This is a genomic window from Pantoea sp. OXWO6B1, from assembly GCF_001641135.1.
Classification (GTDB): domain Bacteria; phylum Pseudomonadota; class Gammaproteobacteria; order Enterobacterales; family Enterobacteriaceae; genus Pantoea; species Pantoea allii.
Map to the genome: position 1 here is coordinate 1 of NZ_LWLR01000001.1, position 16,780 is coordinate 16,780.

The window sequence follows — 16,780 nt, forward strand, 5'->3', positions numbered from 1 at the left end:
GAGAACCTCCGCCACCAGCCCCGCATCTTTAATTTCTGCCAGCGCTTTAGCCGTTTGCAGATACTGGCTATGAGGATTGGCCGCATCGACGTGCTTCTTCATCACGTCGTCAGTGTAGGCTTTCACCTCGATGACGTTGTCATCCACATACTGGCGCGTGGCGAGCACAACCGAAGGATCAATCTTCAACGTGACGGCACTGGTGCTGTTCACAATCAGAATCATGCGTACGGTCTGAGTACGGCCACTGCCTTCCTGCAGCTGTGGCTTGTAGGTTTCCGCGCAGTTCGCGACGGCAACCATTACGCCATCGGCGTCATAGAGACCAATCTCGCGGATCCAGAAGCCGCCTTCGCCTTCAGGGATAATCTGTTCAGCGATAATCTGGCTGCTGTTCACGGCATCCACCTTCAGTGAATTCAGCGCAGCACGGCGTTTTTCGCCAACCAGTTTGGTCTGCGCAGGGTCCGGCGTTGGCAAAGTGCCGCCGCCATCACCCACCGCCATTTGGGTAATCTGTAGTTGGGTACCCAGGGCTGCGGCATTGGCCAGCTTTGCCGCGCCCTGATTGGTCAGTAGGGCAAAATATTTCGTTGTCATGCTCTCACTTCCGTCAGGTCAATAAGATGGACCGCTGCGCCGGTGTAACCGGAACCGCCTGCGGTGATAACTTCAGGTGTATAGGGATAAACGGTTAACTCGTCACCGCTGTAGCTGGCAACTGCTACGGGTACAGTCCCCGTAGTATCCAGATTGATGGACAGGCCAATCAAATGACGGCTGACCGGTTTGGCATCAGCAATCAGCCGTTCCAGCTCGTTGTACATCGCTTCGGTAATGCCGTTGTCCAGCACGCCGACATCAATGCGAAAGGTGCCGGGCGCTTCATTGGTTTGCCACCATTCTTTAATGCGAATCAGATAGCCAAGCGGCTCCACCACACGGCGCAAAGAGCCAATGGTCCCTTTATGTTTATGGATGTATTCCGATGCAGCCACCACGCTGCGTTTGGTACTTTCGCTCCAGCCTGAATCCCAACGATCCACCGACCAGGCCCATGCCAGATAAGGCAGTAGCTCTACCGGACAGGTCTGTGCATTCCATAATCTGCGCAGCGGAACCGGGATGGACTCCAGCACTGCACAGGCTTCAGCCGCGGCAACTTCCAGAGCTGATGAACCCGTTGGCAGCAGGCGTTTACTCATCGGAACCTCCTACCGTGATCTGGTAGCCGGTGCAGAACGCGGCCTGGGTTTTATCCAAAACCACATCGGCCACCGGCTGCGCCAGTTCGACGCGCTGCACGCCTTCAACATGCAGCGCGGCATACAGCGCAGACTTGCGAATATCGCGCCCTAAACGTGCCTGGGTGTTCACGAATGCCTGCAGTTTTGCCTCTGAAGCGGCACGAATAGGTTCGGCTTCTGGCCCCGGATAGAGGTACAGCGTGGCCTCGACGCGGTAATCCACAATCTGTGCCGACTGCACGGTGACCCGATCGGCAACCGGGCGAACATCTTCCTCATTCAGCGCGGCATCCACGATTGCCAGCAGGTCCGTGCCCGCCGTGCCATTACCTTCGCGGGACAGCACCGTAACGGTGACGCTGGCCGGAGAGGGACTGATAGCAGAAGCATCCGCCACGCGCCCGTCAGCGCTGCGTGCATGAAATTCATAGGCACCCGATGGGCCCGCGACGCTCAGCCCTTCAAACGCGGCGGCAATGCGGGCGCGAAAATCTTCATCCCGTTCCATCACCGCCTCCACAGGCGGCGTAACCGTGTTATCTGCCGGCGTCAGTACCAGGCGTAGTACGCCGTTGTTGGCACCCAACTGGTCCAGATCGCTGCCGCTGGCCCAGGCAACCATCACCGCCTTGGCCGCTTCGTTAACGCGCTGGCGCAGGATGATCTCCCGGTAAGCATTCTCCTGCAGGAGTTTCACCAGCGGGTCGGACTCCAGCGCCAGCACCCGGGCAACCGATGCCTGCTCATCTGCAGGGTAGAGCGAAATCAAGGTGGCTTTGCGTTCGGCAAGCAGCGTTTCATAGTCCAGCGTTTCCACCACGGTTGGCGCAGGCAGCTGGCTCAGATCGATAGTAGGCATGATTCAACTCACAGGGACGGTTAACGAAAAATCCTGCGCGGTGTCCGCACGGTTGCCGGTGATTTCCACCACCATTCCGCCGTCAAACGCAGATTCAAAATTAATGGCAGTCAGGCTGATGCGCGGCTCCCACTGCAGAATCGCCATATAACAGGCCGACATGATTTGCAGGCGCAACCGGTCGTTCTGCGGCTGGTCGATCAGCGCCGACAGCAGTGAACCGTAGTTACGGCGCATCACCCGCGATCCCAGCGGCGTCGTCAGAATGTCACGCACAGACTGGCGGACATGTTCAAGTTCAACCAGCGTCATGCCCGTTTCGCGGCTCATGCCGGTGTAGCGTGCTGTCGTCATAATGGCGCTCCTGTGGTACCACCGCTGTCGCCCGGATGTTGATGCGTATGCAGCACTTTGCCGTTGGAGGCGAAGCTGCCGCCGCTGTGCGACACATCGCCCTTCATGGTGCCGCCCTGTGTGACTTCCAGCGTGGCGGTTTTAAGTAACGTGGTGCACTCCACCTCTGGCGTATCCAGCAGGATTTTGACGGCCGCTTTAATGGTCGCCGTCTGAATCCCTTCGGCTTTCAGGGTGCCGGTTGCAGGCTCATACTCAATGACCGCGCCATCAGGGAAGGAATAGTGCAGCGCATCTGCCGAGGCCGAGGGTGCCGGGCTGGCGTCAGAGAACACGCCGGGTAACACAAAGCCGCTGTTCAGCTCGCCACCCAGACTCATGATCAACACCTGCTCGCCCACCGAGGGTGCATTCCACGAACGGGTTCTTCCCGCCCGGGCACTCAGCCAGTGCAGCCAGTTGGTGGTGTTATCTCCGGTTTTTACCCGGCAGGTTCCCTCCTCCAGATTGATGGCGGCGACGGTGCCAATGCGGACCATATTGCGCAGCAAGCGCTTGATTTCTAATATTTGCTCATTCATGGCGTTAGTTTCACGTTGCGAGAGAAAAGCAGCAATCGAATGCCGTTTGCTCAAAGATGACTAAACAGCGCGTCAGCTGATAACGGTTGGCGCTATGACGTCCATTCACTGACCAGCTTGCCTTTGATATAGAGCTGCCAGGGCCGCTCTACATTTTCTGGCAGCGCAGGTTCCGGCAAATGAGTGATGTGTAACGCGTCATTCTGCTGCTCAACCCAGACGCGTTCGGTCAGTTGCAGAGTGATATTCACCCTGTTACGCCCTTCTTCCATCGCATCGAGAGTAAAGGTAAAGCCGGTGCGGCGCTTCTCATCAGAAACCATGATGTCGGGCTGATTTTCCCGAAGCCATGTCAGCAGCGGAACCATGATCAGATCGATATCATCGGCGTAGTGCGTAATGGTGACAGCCAGCTGGAAGTGGTATTCAAACGACAGCGAGCTGGCTAAGGTGGAAACCAGGTTTCCGGACTGAATCGCTATATTCAGGTTGTCAGGATTTTGCTGTAGCAGCGGAACGCTGTTTATCAGCACCTGGCGTAGTTGGTTCACTTTCAACATCATGCTGCTCCTGGCACGCTTTAATCATCTCTACCTGCAACCCGCATGATGCGAGCGCAGCCTCTAACTGGCGGTTATCCGCCGCCAAATCACCCTGCGTTTGCAGGTTGTTCTCCGGAATGGGGCAACTTGTCACGCGTGGACAACCAGTCCAGATAATCTCGGGCATTGCTGAAGGCGGGACGGCTGTGCAGCCGGATAACGTCAGCAGGCAAAGCAGCAGCGCTCCAGGCACGTAAAGCGGGATTGGCATCGGTTTCTCTTCTGATGGTTGTTTCTCGATGGAGCGCCTGCGCGCTGGCCTGGGTTTGTTGCAGACGCAACGCCGCCTCACGTTTTCGGGTGGCTTGCATATCTGCATTGAGCTGAGCCAGTGCGGTGTCCCGACGGCTAATGTCGGCGGCTAACGTACTGACCCTGTGCTGTGCCTCATCCCGTTGATGAGTCATGACGCTGAGCCGCCAGCCCGTTAACACCAGGGCGCTAAGCAACAGAGCGATAGCCGCTGCAACCAGTCGCATCATGCTGCTCCTTGTAAACACCAGGCCATTTCACGCTGGCGGCGGTTATCGAGGCCCGGGTTGTAAGTCCCTTTGACATATACCCACCGCTTAAGCTGCAGACAGGCGTCGTGCCAGCGCCCGCTGTTGATCAATCCCGCCAGCGTTGATTTACAGGCCGCGCGGACGCCCACGTTAAAACCAAATGACACCACCGCGTCGTAGACCTGGGGCGGCATTTCACGCGTCATGCACTGGTCGATGCCGCGCTCAACGCGCATGACGTCATACACCAGATTCACGGCGGCCTGGCGCTCGTTCACCACGCTGGTCGGGGTAACGCCCTGCGTATGACCAATCCCGTTGGTCCAGACGCCAGCGCTGCATTGATAAGGCGAGGTGCGGCAGCCTTCGGCATCGGCAATCAGCCTCAGGCCAGCGTCAGAGGTTTTCAGCATCTTGATTTGCGGTACCAACGCGGCCATGGCCAGCACGGCCGCGACCGCACAACGCTTAGCGGTCTGGCTCAAAACTTAGCCCCTTTAGGTTGCGCTGTTGTAGCTCGTAGGTTTTGCGACGGTAGTACCAGTTGATAAAAAACGTCGCGACATTGGTGCACATGGTCAAAACGGCGACGCCAGAGCCAACCATAAAGGCGATATCCTGCGGTGTGTGACGGCCAAACCACATCAGGACAATCCCGATGAGGTAATTAATCAGAGAACTGATTTTTTCCATTGGCACTAATCCCACAGATTGAGGGTCTCACCGGTGGCCGCCTGAGGCAGCTCCGGTAACACCACCTTGCATCCGTGCGGTAACGTTGGGCCGTTTTCTGCCAGGCCGGGATTGGCGGCATAAACCTGTTCAACCGCCTGCTGCGTGCGTCCGTAGTAACGCCAGCAGATCTCATCGACGGTGTCTTCCTGTCGTGCGTAAATCAGCATTGATTGGCCCCTTATGAGCGTAAAAGCCGTGGTCGAATGGGTGATAAATCAAGCGCATCCGCTGTAGGCGGTGCCGGGCTTCAAAGGCCCGATCGGGTCTGCGAAAACCTGTCTTCAGCATTGAATCGCCAGGCCACAAAACGCCCGATAAATGCCACTACCGGATAACCCGAGCGGTGCCATAAACGTGGGGGATTTGCTCAGCGCGGCCTGTACGGTTTTTCACGCCTGCCGTCGCCGGCACTTGTCAGGAGTAGTGTGTGCTTCGGCAGACGCTTGCTCAACGCAAGGCCGTCCGCTCAAGGCTGGGTGGGCAGGACGTGGAGGGAATGGCTGGATAACCCAGCTGAAAGGCGGAAAAAGGCCGGGATGCGGTGAACACATGTGCGATGACCCGCAACGATCGATGCGGTCAACAGGCAGAGGAAAGTCGCCGTGATAAAAGGCAGGGCAAATCGGGAACAAAAAAAGCAGAGCGACAGGGAGCTGGCGAACGCGAAGAAGGAGCGGCAGCAGTCAATGGATGAGGTAGCGCATAAAGGCAAACGGCCGGGTCCCGGGGTTTTTCTGTGGGTGACAGTGCCGGGTATGAAAAGGGCGTTGCACGGTGGCGCATTCCAGGCCGGCGTGGCGGTTGCCCGCGCCTGAACCCTCTCTTCCGTTGAGATGGCTCAGGCGACGGGCAACCCTGCTGATGTCACAGTGAAAACGTCGCCGTCATTATTTTTTTAAAGGCGTAGCCGAGAAGACAACAGAAAAGTGGTTATCGGAAAGGGTGTAGTTAGCAGCGATTTCGGCGATCAAATTTAACGCTATTTCCCTGTCTCGTTCCCGGCAGGCTCCTTCGCTGGTGAGCCTGGCGATAAGTTCAACGCGTTCAAGCATGACTCGCTCATGTAATTCATTTCCCACAATTCCCTCCCCCAAAATAAACACTGTACATACATACAGTAGCATAGCATTCATTAACTGTGGAAGCGTTTTAAGATAGTTCGTAAAAAATTATATCGTGTTGATAGGAATCAACTTTTATCCGACCACCTGGCAGACAGGTTGGTGCCTGCTCCTGCCAGAAGCGTAAGAAAAATCAATAGATTTTCTTCATTTACCCCGTAATTCTACGGAATTTTCACCCCTCTTTTTTCGTCAGCTCCCGGCTGAGGCAAGATCCTGCACAATGGCTGAACCGCCGGTAAAGCATCGCTTCCGTCACTGAGTAAACGCGTGCCGCTGACAGGTGCAGACGTGGACCGACAGCTTAGCCAGGGGTGCCCTCCTCCTTTTTTCTCTCCACGCCGGTCGTCTGTGCGCGGCGCCTCAGATAACGGGCGACGGAAGAAGAGGCGGTCTGCCGGGTCCGTACAGTTATTAACAGAACTCCAAGACAATAACGCGGAATGCGATTTTTCGCCGTCTTCTTCTTCAGCACGTTTGGGCACCAGCTTCCAGGTTTTCAGCCGGGTCAAAATGGGCGTGTCGATGCCGACAGCTGTGGCATACACGCCCTTAATTGACTGGGTTTCTTCACCAAAGGCATTGCAGATCTCGGCGGGCTGATACCAGGTGCGCACCGCAAGCGCATCGCGTTTCACAAAGGGACCGCCCTGTGCATGAATATATTCCGCCCATTGCCCGGCGTCAGCCGCATCATGCACCGCCGCAAATTCCACGCTCAGGCCATGCGCGGTGTCACTGTCTGCCATACGGCGCAGCTCACGATAAACCGTTACGGGCGCGCCACCGATAAACTGAAACTGACGGATGTGCCAGCGCGCCGCCCATGCTGACACCGCCATCGCCGTCTCCTTCAGGGGTTTACCGCTCTCGTTATCCAGCTCGCCGTCCAGCGCATAGCCATCAATATTCTTGGAGACGTATTTGGCAACGTAACCGGTCGCGCTCCCTTTCGCCGGATCGATCGCCTCCACATGAAACCGCGCTTTGCGTGCCTTTGCGCTGGTCAGTTCATCGCTGTCCTGCTGGCAGGCGTAATGGCGCACGATCTCGTCTACGCGTGCGACGTGCTCAGGGCGCATAAACATCAGCATGTGCCAGTGAGGCGTGCCATCGTGATGCGGCTCCGCAACGCGCAACCCAAAAATACCGATATTTTCCCGGTGCAGTTTGGCGCGCACTTTCTGCCAGAGCGTGCAGAGATAGCGCTGTGTTTCTGCCGGGCTGGCCCCCTGCCATTTATGATTACGGTGGCCGCTCTGTAAGGTGGCGTGATAGCAAGACGGCGCGGTTAAGGTATAGAAGCCAGCCCGGAAGCCCATCTCCTGACAAATCGTTTCGAAGCCACGGATGCGCGTCATCAGTTCAGCACGGCGAATGGCCGGATTGGCGACGCTGCCGTCATATTTTTCGATCAGGCTGATGCGATTGCCCTCTTCATCTTCAAGATCCATCCCCTGAAGGAAATCACGCGTGCGCCGACGCTGCTCGCGCCATTCCGCCACCGCCATCGGACTGGCGTAAGGCGAGTGCTTTTTGTTGACGTTCGCCAGCGCGATATGCAGATGTTCACGCCAGAAGGCACTGATTCGACGCAGTTGCCCTTTCCACCATTTTTCCGCCTGCATACGCAGAATGGCCGAGGTCACGTCTTCAGGGCAGAATACGCGGGCACTGACGGTTTCCCACAACGGCGGCATCTGGCCCAGTTCACGGGTAATCACCGCCGCCGTCATATACAGACGGTGGGTATAACGGTAATCGGTTTCAGCGCTGGCCTGGGAATGCAGTTGCACCAGCTCGGCATGAATAAAACGGGCGATATCGCCCGCCAGCAAATCGGTGTCGGCACGGGACATATCCGGCAGGCGATTAAACCGTTTCATCAGCTCCCACAGCGTGCCCGCGGCTCTGGCGGCGCCTTGCTGGCAGGACAGGCTGCGGGCTAACTGGGCGACAACGCCTGGCCGCATATCATGCAGTTGATAACGTCGGTTCACAGACTCAACGCGTGGCAATGTGCGCTCAACAAAGGTTTTTGCTAAGTAAGCATTGGCCCGGGCTGTGCCCTGCTGCTGTTCCAGACTGGCGAGACGGCGTTTGACGTCCAGTTGCACAATCCGGGCCTGGGCAGCGAGGCTTTTCTGCCCCTGCAGCCACGCCGCTATCTGGCGATTGCGGTGCTGCTGCTGGTCATGGGTAGGATACGGGCTGGCGATTGCCAGCCGCGGGGCGTTCCATGGGTAAGCGAACGACATCATCGTACATGCCCGAAATGAAGGCGCGTTCTTAACTCGCTGAGTTCCTGACAAGGCAGGCAGCGGGTTACGCCCTGGAGCGCGCGACGACGCGCTTCAGGAATCGGCGCATCGCACTCTTCACAGAACGAGGCACCGATCGCCACAGGACGTTGCGTAACCTGAGCAATATGCTCCGCCAGAATCTCTTCGCTGCGCTGCTGCGCAATATCAATCGCATCCGCCATCAGCGCATCTCACCTGATTCATTTTCATAACGTTCAGCCTCAGATCGCAACAGCTCTGCGGCTTCAATGCCGTTTAACGTCTGCCGCGTAATATGCGATGCCATGGCGCTTAACCGCTTAGCCACCGCCAATGCACAGGCTTTACGCTCGTTATCGAGCAGTTTGTTCAGGGTAAAGTGGCTCACGTTGTTCATTGAATGTGTCTCGCTATTCATCATGTCTCTCTCCAGATTTTGGGCAAAGCGATGCCCGACGGGTTTACGTCATTGAGTGGTGGGTGATTTATTTATTCAGTCAGAAAGCAGTCCGCCGTGGAGAACTGACGCGGCAACCTGTTTCCCCAGCGCGCCAGCTTGTTCATCGCAATAATGATGTGCTCACGGCGCGCCTGATCGAAATACTGGAAGGGCTTGCCAATCTCCTCCCGCCTGAACATGCCCGGACAGTCGCGGTTAGCCAGGGTTAATACGCAAAATTTAAAGTCGTCATGTTGATGATTGAAATAACGAAGCGATGGGTTTCGGTTGTTATCGCGCAGCAACCGCCAGCGCTGACGGAACTCATCAAACGTCATTTTTTCGCCGTGACTGGAGTGTTCTGCCGTGAAACCCTCCTGAACATACAGAGCGGCGGGTGACTCACTTATGACCTGGACGGTGCGGTTCATAGGCTCCTCCGATAAACGTTGCATCTGCTGTTGATGACAAATCAATGTCATCGCCGAGGTGGCTGTCGCCTGTGATGGGCGGCGGCTTCGCGCCTGTCTCATCCGTCACGTTTGTTAAGCATTAAGCGAAACGACAGCGTTCTGCTCAGCGCGATTTATCCCGCCGCTCACACTACGCATTTCCGCTGCAAAAGCGGCCTGAGCGCGGTTCTTCTGAGTAAAACGCCCTTTTACGCTGCATTCAGCCTGTCCTGACTGCGTTAACCCTGTGTCTCAGTGTGGCGATAAGGTTCTGGCATGATGATTGTAAAAATGAGCCTCATCAGGCAAAATCCTTCGTTATCAGATACAGCCGCACCCTGTCACATCATTCAAAGGCTAACTTAAACCGGAGGATACTTAGACTAAATCTAAGTGTCAATGAAAATGAGCGTTTATACTAATTTCAAATTTCCGAACTCGAGCGCAGAAGCTCTGGATCGCGTCGTCGATGCCTATGGCTTTACCATGAAAATGCAGCTTGCAGATCACCTTGGAATTGCGGCAAGTAGCCTGTCTGCGCGCTATAAACGTGATGTTTTTCCATCAGATATCGTTTTACAGTGCGTGATGGAAACCGGTGCAGATTTGCAGTGGCTGATTACGGGCAAAGGCTCAAAATTCTCGGAAAGCAAACCTGATACGCCGACACTGGTTAGAAAAAAGCTAATCAGCGGAAAAATCGAGGAAGCGGGCTATGTGATGCTGGATAAAGCGTTATACGCGCCGCTGAAGCAGGAGCCGCGTAATGCTTTTTTACTGTTAGCGGAAACCACCCAATACATCATTGATACCGATTTTGAAGATATGCATGACGGCGTCTGGTTGGTTGAAATTGAAGGGACCGCCAGCGTCAGGACGCTGACGCGCATTCCGGTCAGGAAAGTGCACGTCAGCGGGATAGGCGTGGCATTTGATTGCGGAATTGATGACATCAGGCTTATTGGGCGCGTCGTTCTGACGATTCAGTAAACCGACTTATTGCGACCTGCAACGTCTTATCACTGTCAACGCGTTGCCGACAGAATGCGACATCACGCGGGACGCCCGTCTCAGGCCGCCCGCCCGTTAAAAACAGCTATCCGTTCACGGCTGCCAGAACGAACAGCCGCCCGCGCAGCGGCTGCTTGATCACCGCTTGCGTTTGCTGCGCCTGGAGCAATACAGGTGTTAACCACCGCCTGCGCATCCAGAGCGACAAGCGTTAACGGTTAATACAGCCCGGCTTTCCCCACAGAAGAGAAAAGCCGCATCTTGTGCTCCACCACGGCTTTGGCCGCCGCCATTGGACGGACGTACAGCGCGCTTGGCTCATGCCCGTTTGACTGCAACTCTTCCTGTAGCGCGACGTAAAACGCCTTTTTCATATCGCTGGAGATATTGATTTTCCCCACGCCATACTTAATCGACTCCGCGACCTCGCTGTCTTTGTTACCCGAGCCACCGTGCAGGACCAGCGGAATCGTCAGCCGCTGCCTGATGGCTTTAAGACGGTCAATATCCAGTACCGGCTGTTTACCGACAGGATACAAACCATGTGAGGTGCCAATGGCCACGGCAAGCGTATCTACCCCGGTTTCTCTGGCAAACCGCTCCGCCTGGTCGGGATCGGTGTAAAGAATTTCACTGTGCCCCCCTTCCGCGCTCCCCTCTGCCACGCCAATCGTACCCAGCTCGGCTTCTACCGAGACGTTAACTTTGTGGGCAATGGCGGTGATATCGCGCGTCAGGGCGATATTCTCTTCAAACGGCAGGCCGGAAGCATCGATCATCACCGAGGTATAGCCGGTGCGGATGGCGGTTAAGATATGCTCCAGCGTCTGGCCGTGATCCTGATGAATAACTACCGGCACGGAGGCGTTAACAGCCAGCTCTCTCAGATAGGTGATAAAACTGTCACCGACAAAAGCGTGCTCTTCGGGATGCACTTCCAGGATGACAGGAGATTGCAGGGATTCCGCCACCTCAATCACCAGCCGGGCAAACTCAGCGGAGGCGATGTTAAAGGCACCGACGCCAAATTGATTGTCCTGTGCCACCTTCAGTAACGCTTTCATATTAATCAACATAATTCACTCCTGCGGTAAATGTTGCGGATGATCTTTCTTAATCACTCTGAGGATCAGTGCGGTAAACAGCGCACCGGCGAGAATGGCAAACAGATAGCCTGTGACGTGCGTAATGACGTTGGGTATGAACATCACGAAGATCCCGCCGTGGGGCGCGCGGGAAGCACAACCGAGCATCATCGACAGTGCCCCGGCCAGTCCCGAGCCGGCAACGATGGCAGGAATGACGCGTAGCGGATCAGCGACCGCATACGGAATGGCACCTTCGGTGATAAAAGAGAGGCCGAGCACATAGGTCACCTTGCCGGTTTCGCGCTCCTGAGGACTGAATTTCTTTTTAAAAAGCGTGGTGGCAAGGGCAATGCCCAACGGAGGAACCATGCCTGCGGCCATACATGCCGCAATGGGCTCGTAGATTCCCGTCGACATCAAACCAATCGCGAACATACAGACGGTTTTGTTGAGCGGCCCGCCCATATCGAAAGCCACCATCATCCCGATAAGCAATCCGAAGATAGCCGCATTGGCATTTCCCATATCGGTCAGAAAAGCAGTCAGACTCTGCAACAGCAGCTTGATGGGTTGGCCGACCACCAGAATCATCAGCGCACCGGTCAGGAACACGCTCAACAGGGGCACAATCAGAATGGGTTTGAGTCCGGCAATGGCGGTGGGCAGGTTAATGTACTTCACCACCAACAGCGTGATATAGCCGGCCATAAAGCCCGCCAGTAACGCACCCAGAAAGCCCGATCCGGTGTGAATGGCCAACATGCCGCCCACCGCGCCCGAAACAATGCCCATGTTGCCGCTAATCGACTTGCTGATACCCAATGAAAGAATCGGCAGCATTAACGCAAAGGCGGCACCGCCGCCAATATCGGCCAGCATTTTTGCTATCGGGTTATAGCGGGGATCGCCAGGCGTTGCCGCGGTAATACCGAAAGAGAAACTCAGAGCAATTAAAATACCGCCCGCGACAACAAAAGGAATCATCAGGTTTACACCAGTGATCAGATGTACATAGATGCTCGACAGGGTCGTTTTTTTGTCTTTTTCCCTACCCGGTGAGGTCGCGTCTTGTGGCGTGACGGTGCAGATTTCTCCGGTTAAGGCACCCGACAAAATGTCGTCCAGCAATCCAGCGGCATCTCTGGCCGCGCGGGTAACCGATACGGTAATAATGCTTTTACCGATAAAGCGGGAGCGATCAATCATTTTATCCGCGGCAATAAGAACGATATCGGCACGTTTAATATCGTCTTCCGTAAAAATATAATCGCTCTCAACGGCACCCTGTGTTTCAACAAGGATCGTGATTCCTTTTTTCTCGGCGCTCTTTTTTAAATTGGCTTCCGCCAGATAAGTGTGTGCTACGCCTGTGGGACAGGCGGTAATCGCAATAATATTCATTATTTTCTCCCGGTGAAAGGCTTACCCCTGGGTGTTATTGACTAATAAATTAAACAACTCCTCTTTCGTTTCTGCGTTTAGTAATGCCTCGACGACATCATCATCGCCAAGCGCAATAGAAATTTTTGCCAGGAGTTTTATATGCCCGGCGCCGCTGTCTGCTTCTTTCACCGCAAACAGAATCACCAGCCTGACGGCTGAATCGTCCATGGTTTCCCATTCAACGGGAGAGGCCAGTTTGGCTACCGCTATTCGGGTTTCATTGACCCACGGTGATTTCCCATGCGGAATCGCGATTTGATTTTCGAATCCGGTGGAGCCTAATGCTTCACGTAGCATGACATCGTGAATAAAACCGTCTTTATTGCTGATAATATTTAATTCACACAGGCTTGCCGTTAATTTCTCAATAACCTCGCCTTTATTTTTGGCCTCAAGATTCATAAATACACAGGCCTGATTTAACAGATCGGCCACTACGATTTTATTATGCATCCGTTCCTCCGTTACCATGACTGTCTTTATTAAGGCACTCCATCACCCGTAAAATGTCTCTGTTTGAAAACAGGGCAGAAACATAGGCAACGGGATGTTCAGTCTCTTCAAGCCTGATGGTCGAAATAATTAAGTCGCACCTGGCTTTCTTAATCGCTTCATTCAGACGGGCACCCGGCACAATGTCGACGATCTCCCATTCCGGAAAGGCGCGGCTGATTCGGCTGGAAAGCAGCTGAGATGTGCCAATGCCGCTGGAACACACCAGCATGACGCGTTTCGTCGCATGACACTTTTCTAACGCGTTCTGGATATAAATAGTCAGATAGGCAATCTCATCATCGGACGCCGTCGGCAGCCCCCACTGTTGATTAAGCTGGAATGCGGCCTGTTTGACGACGTTAAACACCGCGGCAAACTCTTTACGTATCTCATCCAGCAATGGGTTGTGAATAACAATGCGGTAGGCCAGACGATTAAGCATGGGCTTCACATGTGACACCAACGCATTAAGCAGCACGCTGTCGCTGCAAATATTCTTTTTTAATAAAGAAGACAGCCGCGTTGTTAAGGTAGTGGCGTAGTTCACGGCGTCGTCGTCATAGTGCGTTGAGGGTTGAAAACCGGCACTAAACGGATGCCGACCAGACGAGATGAGATATTGATAAATGTAATGCACCTCTACTGGCGCGAAGGAGACCGCGTATTTTTCCTCAAGCCATCTGACCGCTTGCCGGGCGACTGACCATTCCTGATTGTTATAACCTGTCATGTCCGAATCCGTCGGCGTCGGTGGCGTGCCGTTAAGCGCTCTTTTTATTGTCACCAGTAGATGGGAAAACAGGTTGGTATAATAGGGTTCGCTGATTGAGCAGTGCAGCGCTTCTTCTATATAGGTGATGAGGTTAATACAGCAGGCCACATTGTCACTGCCAAATTCCTCCACCAGTTGAACACGCGAAAAACGATCGATGCGACTGTCGGCGACAGGGTAATCGCTCATCACGCTGAAGGTAATAATCTCTTTCAGCGCCAGACGAATATCCCGGTCGCTGCCGGTAATACAGGTTCCGCTATGGCTACGGGTAATGCTCAGTGAAAAGGGCGTTAACCAGACCTCAATTTTTCTTAAATCCGCCACGATGGAAGAGCGGCTGATAAAATATTTTTCCGCTAAGGCGCTCAGCGTTAGCGGTAATGGAGAACAGGTAAGCAGGTCTGTTGTGATGGCTACCAGCCTTTTATTCTTCAACAAACCTTTTACCTCTTCCCCATGCAGATCCACAGGCAAGGCAAAACCATTTTCCAGTAACAATCCCAGGCCGGGCTTACTAAGGATACGACTCTCCTTGTCGGTAAAATAGTGATTGACCGCATCCACGTCGCGCCGCAACGTACTGGCTGAAACGTTCAATGTCTGGGCAATATCCGTTGCCGAGCGCCATTCGCCCTGAGAAGCTAAAAGATTAATTAACGCCTTTTGTCTTTTTGTTAGCACGTTGACTCCCGGCTTCGCTAGATGGTCCAGATGCTCGGTCATTACCGTTATATCTGCCTTATTCCGGTAGAGAAATACCAAACCATGGCGTTGATATGACCATAATAGTGAACAGTGCACCTGCTATGCTGCTAACCCGGTTCCATTCATGCAACATAGCGCTTGTCGAGAAGCGTCAGGATGAGCGGGCCTGAGCATCAGGCCCGGAACGGTTAATGCCCGCCAAAGACTTTTTCAACTTCTTCGGGTTTATCATGTACGCCAAAGCGATCGACTACGGTTTGTGTCGCAGCGTTCATGCCACGAATGTCTACATCTGCCCCAGCGCGGCGAAATTTAACCACCACGCGATCAAGCGCATTCACAGAGGTGATGTCCCAGAAATGAGCATGGGTGACGTCAATCACCACCTTTTCCAGCGTCTCCTGAACGTCAAAACAGCGCACAAAGCGATCGGCGGAGGCAAAAAACACCTGCCCGGTGACGGTATAGTGACGGCACTCGCCTGTTCGCACTGAACTGACCGCCATAAAGCGCGCCACTTTGGTGGCAAAATTTAATGCCGCAATCAGCACGCCCACGATGACGCCAAATGCAAGATTGTGGGTAAAGACCACCACTAACACGGTGGCAATCATCACCACACTGCTTGAGAGAGGATGGGTGCGCAAATTCGCCACCGACCGCCAGGAAAAGGTGCCGACAGAAACCATGATCATGACCGCAACCAGGGCCGCCATCGGGATCTGAGAAACCCACTGGCGCAGGAACACCACCATCACCAGCAACGTAATGCCGGCAGTCAGCGTGGAAAGCCTTCCGCGCCCGCCTGATTTTACATTGATCACCGACTGACCAATCATCGCGCAACCGGCCATCCCGCCCATAAAAGAGGTGCAAATGTTGGCAATCCCCTGCCCTTTGCATTCCCGGTTTTTGTCGCCCGTGGTGTCGGTCATGTCATCAATGATGGTCGCCGTCATCATCGACTCCAGTAATCCCACGATGGCAAGGCCTGCGGAGTACGGCAAAATAATCAGCAAGGTATTCAGGTTAAAAGGCACATCGGGCAGCAGAAAAACCGGCAGGCTGTCAGGCAGCTTGCCCATATCGCCCACGGTGCGGACATCCAGATGCAGCAGCAGTGAGGCCGCGGTCAGTATCACAATACAGATCAGCGGAGAAGGCAGGGTTTTATCGACCAGGGGATACAGATAAATAATCGCCAGGCCCGCAGCGGTGAGCGCATAAACATGCCAGCTTACATGGGTAAGCTCCGGCAACTGGGCCAGAAAAATCAGAATGGCCAGCGCATTAACGAAGCCCGTTACCACCGAGCGCGACACATAGCGCATCAGATTTCCGAGTTTGCAATAACCCGCAATCACCTGAAGTACGCCGGTGAGCAACGACGCCGCCAGCAAATACGCCAGCCCATGCTCTTTAACCAGCGTAACCATAAGCAGCGCCATCGCGCCGGTGGACGAAGAAATCATCGCCGGACGCCCGCCAAAAAAGGCGATAACCACCGGGATACAGAATGCGGAATAGAGACCGACCTGGGGATCGACACCGGCGATGGCAGAAAAGGCGATCGCTTCAGGAATCAGCGCGAGCGCGACAACAATACCGGCCAGTACGTCACCACGGACGTTCCCCAGCCAGTCCTTTCTCGTCGAGGACAGCAACATAGTATTTTCTCAAATTTTGGATGCAGTTAACCCATAAGGGCAGATTTCAGACAGACAGAATCACATCCACAGACGGGATGTTAGTGATGCGCGTCCGGACAGGTTCAGGACGGCAAAGGAGGGGGAAAACTCAGGGCGGCGTAATACGCATAATGATTAAAAACTCCTTATCAGCATGGGCTGGCTGCAGCAAGGATCTGCAGTCACATTGCCATCAGTCATGTCAGGCAATGCCCCGTTCAGGGAGATACTCTACACAAAAAATCACCCGCACTGAAAGCCAAAATTTACCTTAACGCCGGAAAAACACGGGGAAGCCGCAGGTAAAATTCCCGATAAGCCGTTGTAAAAATAATGTTTATTAATGTTGAAAACGGTGCCTGCCACAGGGCCATTTTCATCGGCAAGGCAAAGCAAGGCA

The 16,780-nt window shown here is 54.4% G+C and carries 23 protein-coding genes; 2 read left to right on the forward strand and 21 right to left on the reverse strand.

Annotation, left to right across the window (positions count from 1 at the left end):
- From A6A26_RS02225 to A6A26_RS02270, 11 genes are all read right to left on the reverse strand, one after another.
- On the reverse strand, window positions 1–600 hold a 600-nt coding region (locus A6A26_RS02225), incomplete at its 3' end, for a phage tail protein (protein ID WP_172823879.1).
- On the reverse strand, window positions 597–1,205 hold the full coding sequence (locus A6A26_RS02230) for a phage tail protein I (RefSeq protein ID WP_063877291.1): 609 nt from the start codon (window positions 1,203–1,205) through the stop codon (window positions 597–599). The genes A6A26_RS02230 and A6A26_RS02225, both read right to left, overlap by 4 nt.
- Window positions 1,198–2,106: a baseplate assembly protein gene (locus A6A26_RS02235; RefSeq protein WP_063877292.1), complete on the reverse strand. Its 909-nt coding sequence runs from the start codon at window positions 2,104–2,106 to the stop codon at window positions 1,198–1,200. The genes A6A26_RS02230 and A6A26_RS02235 overlap by 8 nt, the downstream gene beginning before the upstream one ends.
- A gap of 3 nt (window positions 2,107–2,109) precedes the next feature.
- Complete coding sequence (locus A6A26_RS02240; protein ID WP_063877293.1) at window positions 2,110–2,460, reverse strand: GPW/gp25 family protein; 351 nt, start codon at window positions 2,458–2,460, stop codon at window positions 2,110–2,112.
- On the reverse strand, window positions 2,457–3,041 hold the full coding sequence (locus A6A26_RS02245; protein WP_063877294.1) for a phage baseplate assembly protein V: 585 nt from the start codon (window positions 3,039–3,041) through the stop codon (window positions 2,457–2,459). Before A6A26_RS02245 ends, A6A26_RS02240 begins: the two co-directional genes overlap by 4 nt.
- Before the next feature lie 92 nt (window positions 3,042–3,133).
- A complete protein-coding gene (locus A6A26_RS02250; RefSeq protein WP_082875143.1) occupies window positions 3,134–3,604 on the reverse strand; it encodes a phage tail protein in 471 nt (156 codons plus the stop codon).
- On the reverse strand, window positions 3,534–3,809 hold the full coding sequence (lysC, locus tag A6A26_RS25810; RefSeq protein ID WP_244181346.1) for an Rz1-like lysis system protein LysC: 276 nt from the start codon (window positions 3,807–3,809) through the stop codon (window positions 3,534–3,536). The genes A6A26_RS02250 and lysC overlap by 71 nt, the downstream gene beginning before the upstream one ends.
- Window positions 3,691–4,125, reverse strand: a complete 435-nt coding sequence (lysB, locus tag A6A26_RS25940) for an Rz-like lysis system protein LysB (RefSeq protein ID WP_063877296.1) — start codon at window positions 4,123–4,125, stop codon at window positions 3,691–3,693. Before lysB ends, lysC begins: the two co-directional genes overlap by 119 nt.
- On the reverse strand, window positions 4,122–4,631 hold the full coding sequence (locus tag A6A26_RS02260) for a lysozyme (RefSeq protein ID WP_063877297.1): 510 nt from the start codon (window positions 4,629–4,631) through the stop codon (window positions 4,122–4,124). The genes lysB and A6A26_RS02260 overlap by 4 nt, the downstream gene beginning before the upstream one ends.
- Window positions 4,615–4,839, reverse strand: a complete 225-nt coding sequence (locus tag A6A26_RS02265) for an HP1 family phage holin (RefSeq protein ID WP_063877298.1) — start codon at window positions 4,837–4,839, stop codon at window positions 4,615–4,617. The genes A6A26_RS02260 and A6A26_RS02265 overlap by 17 nt, the downstream gene beginning before the upstream one ends.
- Before the next feature lie 5 nt (window positions 4,840–4,844).
- Window positions 4,845–5,048 (reverse strand): tail protein X, encoded by a 204-nt coding sequence (locus tag A6A26_RS02270; RefSeq protein ID WP_063877299.1) that lies wholly within the window; start codon window positions 5,046–5,048, stop codon window positions 4,845–4,847.
- A 435-nt stretch (window positions 5,049–5,483) separates the two neighbouring features.
- Here A6A26_RS02270 and A6A26_RS02275 point away from each other — a divergent pair, with 435 nt between their 5' ends.
- Window positions 5,484–5,696 carry a hypothetical protein gene (locus A6A26_RS02275; protein ID WP_063877300.1) on the forward strand — a complete coding sequence of 71 codons (213 nt, stop codon included), beginning with the start codon at window positions 5,484–5,486 and terminating at the stop codon, window positions 5,694–5,696.
- Window positions 5,697–5,768: 72 nt separating this feature from the next.
- Here the strand turns inward: A6A26_RS02275 and A6A26_RS02280 are convergent, their stop codons facing one another.
- The 5 genes from A6A26_RS02280 to A6A26_RS02300 form a co-directional block, all read right to left on the reverse strand.
- A complete protein-coding gene (locus A6A26_RS02280; RefSeq protein WP_254354054.1) occupies window positions 5,769–5,933 on the reverse strand; it encodes a hypothetical protein in 165 nt (54 codons plus the stop codon).
- Between the two features lie 233 nt (window positions 5,934–6,166).
- Window positions 6,167–8,263 carry a replication endonuclease gene (locus A6A26_RS02285; protein WP_063877301.1) on the reverse strand — a complete coding sequence of 699 codons (2,097 nt, stop codon included), beginning with the start codon at window positions 8,261–8,263 and terminating at the stop codon, window positions 6,167–6,169.
- Window positions 8,260–8,487 (reverse strand): TraR/DksA family transcriptional regulator, encoded by a 228-nt coding sequence (locus tag A6A26_RS02290; protein ID WP_063877302.1) that lies wholly within the window; start codon window positions 8,485–8,487, stop codon window positions 8,260–8,262. The genes A6A26_RS02285 and A6A26_RS02290 overlap by 4 nt, the downstream gene beginning before the upstream one ends.
- The gene (locus A6A26_RS02295; protein WP_063877303.1) at window positions 8,487–8,705 is read right to left on the reverse strand and encodes a DUF2732 family protein; all 219 of its coding nucleotides are present in this window, start codon (window positions 8,703–8,705) and stop codon (window positions 8,487–8,489) included. Before A6A26_RS02295 ends, A6A26_RS02290 begins: the two co-directional genes overlap by 1 nt.
- 68 nt (window positions 8,706–8,773) lie before the next feature.
- A complete protein-coding gene (locus A6A26_RS02300) occupies window positions 8,774–9,154 on the reverse strand; it encodes a hypothetical protein (RefSeq protein WP_063877304.1) in 381 nt (126 codons plus the stop codon).
- Window positions 9,155–9,580: 426 nt separating this feature from the next.
- Here A6A26_RS02300 and A6A26_RS02305 point away from each other — a divergent pair, with 426 nt between their 5' ends.
- Window positions 9,581–10,165: a phage repressor protein CI gene (locus A6A26_RS02305; RefSeq protein WP_063881031.1), complete on the forward strand. Its 585-nt coding sequence runs from the start codon at window positions 9,581–9,583 to the stop codon at window positions 10,163–10,165.
- A 239-nt stretch (window positions 10,166–10,404) separates the two neighbouring features.
- On the opposite strand, the gene A6A26_RS02310 is transcribed toward A6A26_RS02305, so the two are convergent.
- The 5 genes from A6A26_RS02310 to A6A26_RS02330 all read right to left on the reverse strand — a co-directional run bounded on the left by A6A26_RS02310 (window position 10,405) and on the right by A6A26_RS02330 (window position 16,359).
- Window positions 10,405–11,262: a ketose-bisphosphate aldolase gene (locus tag A6A26_RS02310; protein WP_063877305.1), complete on the reverse strand. Its 858-nt coding sequence runs from the start codon at window positions 11,260–11,262 to the stop codon at window positions 10,405–10,407.
- Between the two features lie 3 nt (window positions 11,263–11,265).
- Window positions 11,266–12,675, reverse strand: coding sequence for a PTS fructose transporter subunit IIC (locus A6A26_RS02315; protein ID WP_063877306.1), 1,410 nt, complete (start codon window positions 12,673–12,675; stop codon window positions 11,266–11,268).
- 21 nt (window positions 12,676–12,696) lie between these two features.
- On the reverse strand, window positions 12,697–13,170 hold the full coding sequence (locus A6A26_RS02320) for a PTS sugar transporter subunit IIA (protein WP_063877307.1): 474 nt from the start codon (window positions 13,168–13,170) through the stop codon (window positions 12,697–12,699).
- Window positions 13,163–14,668, reverse strand: a complete 1,506-nt coding sequence (locus tag A6A26_RS02325) for a BglG family transcription antiterminator (protein WP_253851870.1) — start codon at window positions 14,666–14,668, stop codon at window positions 13,163–13,165. The genes A6A26_RS02320 and A6A26_RS02325 overlap by 8 nt, the downstream gene beginning before the upstream one ends.
- A gap of 212 nt (window positions 14,669–14,880) precedes the next feature.
- On the reverse strand, window positions 14,881–16,359 hold the full coding sequence (locus A6A26_RS02330; RefSeq protein ID WP_063877309.1) for a SulP family inorganic anion transporter: 1,479 nt from the start codon (window positions 16,357–16,359) through the stop codon (window positions 14,881–14,883).
- Window positions 16,360–16,780 lie beyond the last annotated feature (421 nt).

Excerpts from the sequence above, each read along its gene's own strand:
- A6A26_RS02230 (WP_063877291.1), bottom strand. The coding sequence starts at position 1,205 with ATGAGTAAACGCCTGCTGCCAACGGGTTCATCAGCTCTGGAAGTTGCC.
- A6A26_RS02235 (WP_063877292.1), bottom strand. The coding sequence starts at position 2,106 with ATGCCTACTATCGATCTGAGCCAGCTGCCTGCGCCAACCGTGGTGGAA.
- A6A26_RS02240 (WP_063877293.1), bottom strand. The coding sequence starts at position 2,460 with ATGACGACAGCACGCTACACCGGCATGAGCCGCGAAACGGGCATGACG.
- A6A26_RS02245 (WP_063877294.1), bottom strand. The coding sequence starts at position 3,041 with ATGAATGAGCAAATATTAGAAATCAAGCGCTTGCTGCGCAATATGGTC.
- A6A26_RS02250 (WP_082875143.1), bottom strand. The coding sequence starts at position 3,604 with ATGATGTTGAAAGTGAACCAACTACGCCAGGTGCTGATAAACAGCGTT.
- lysB (WP_063877296.1), bottom strand. The coding sequence starts at position 4,125 with ATGATGCGACTGGTTGCAGCGGCTATCGCTCTGTTGCTTAGCGCCCTG.
- A6A26_RS02265 (WP_063877298.1), bottom strand. The coding sequence starts at position 4,839 with ATGGAAAAAATCAGTTCTCTGATTAATTACCTCATCGGGATTGTCCTG.
- A6A26_RS02270 (WP_063877299.1), bottom strand. The coding sequence starts at position 5,048 with ATGCTGATTTACGCACGACAGGAAGACACCGTCGATGAGATCTGCTGG.
- A6A26_RS02280 (WP_254354054.1), bottom strand. The coding sequence starts at position 5,933 with ATGCTTGAACGCGTTGAACTTATCGCCAGGCTCACCAGCGAAGGAGCC.
- A6A26_RS02285 (WP_063877301.1), bottom strand. The coding sequence starts at position 8,263 with ATGATGTCGTTCGCTTACCCATGGAACGCCCCGCGGCTGGCAATCGCC.
- A6A26_RS02290 (WP_063877302.1), bottom strand. The coding sequence starts at position 8,487 with ATGGCGGATGCGATTGATATTGCGCAGCAGCGCAGCGAAGAGATTCTG.
- A6A26_RS02295 (WP_063877303.1), bottom strand. The coding sequence starts at position 8,705 with ATGATGAATAGCGAGACACATTCAATGAACAACGTGAGCCACTTTACC.
- A6A26_RS02300 (WP_063877304.1), bottom strand. The coding sequence starts at position 9,154 with ATGAACCGCACCGTCCAGGTCATAAGTGAGTCACCCGCCGCTCTGTAT.
- A6A26_RS02305 (WP_063881031.1), top strand. The coding sequence starts at position 9,581 with ATGAGCGTTTATACTAATTTCAAATTTCCGAACTCGAGCGCAGAAGCT.
- A6A26_RS02310 (WP_063877305.1), bottom strand. The coding sequence starts at position 11,262 with ATGTTGATTAATATGAAAGCGTTACTGAAGGTGGCACAGGACAATCAA.
- A6A26_RS02315 (WP_063877306.1), bottom strand. The coding sequence starts at position 12,675 with ATGAATATTATTGCGATTACCGCCTGTCCCACAGGCGTAGCACACACT.
- A6A26_RS02320 (WP_063877307.1), bottom strand. The coding sequence starts at position 13,170 with ATGCATAATAAAATCGTAGTGGCCGATCTGTTAAATCAGGCCTGTGTA.
- A6A26_RS02330 (WP_063877309.1), bottom strand. The coding sequence starts at position 16,359 with ATGTTGCTGTCCTCGACGAGAAAGGACTGGCTGGGGAACGTCCGTGGT.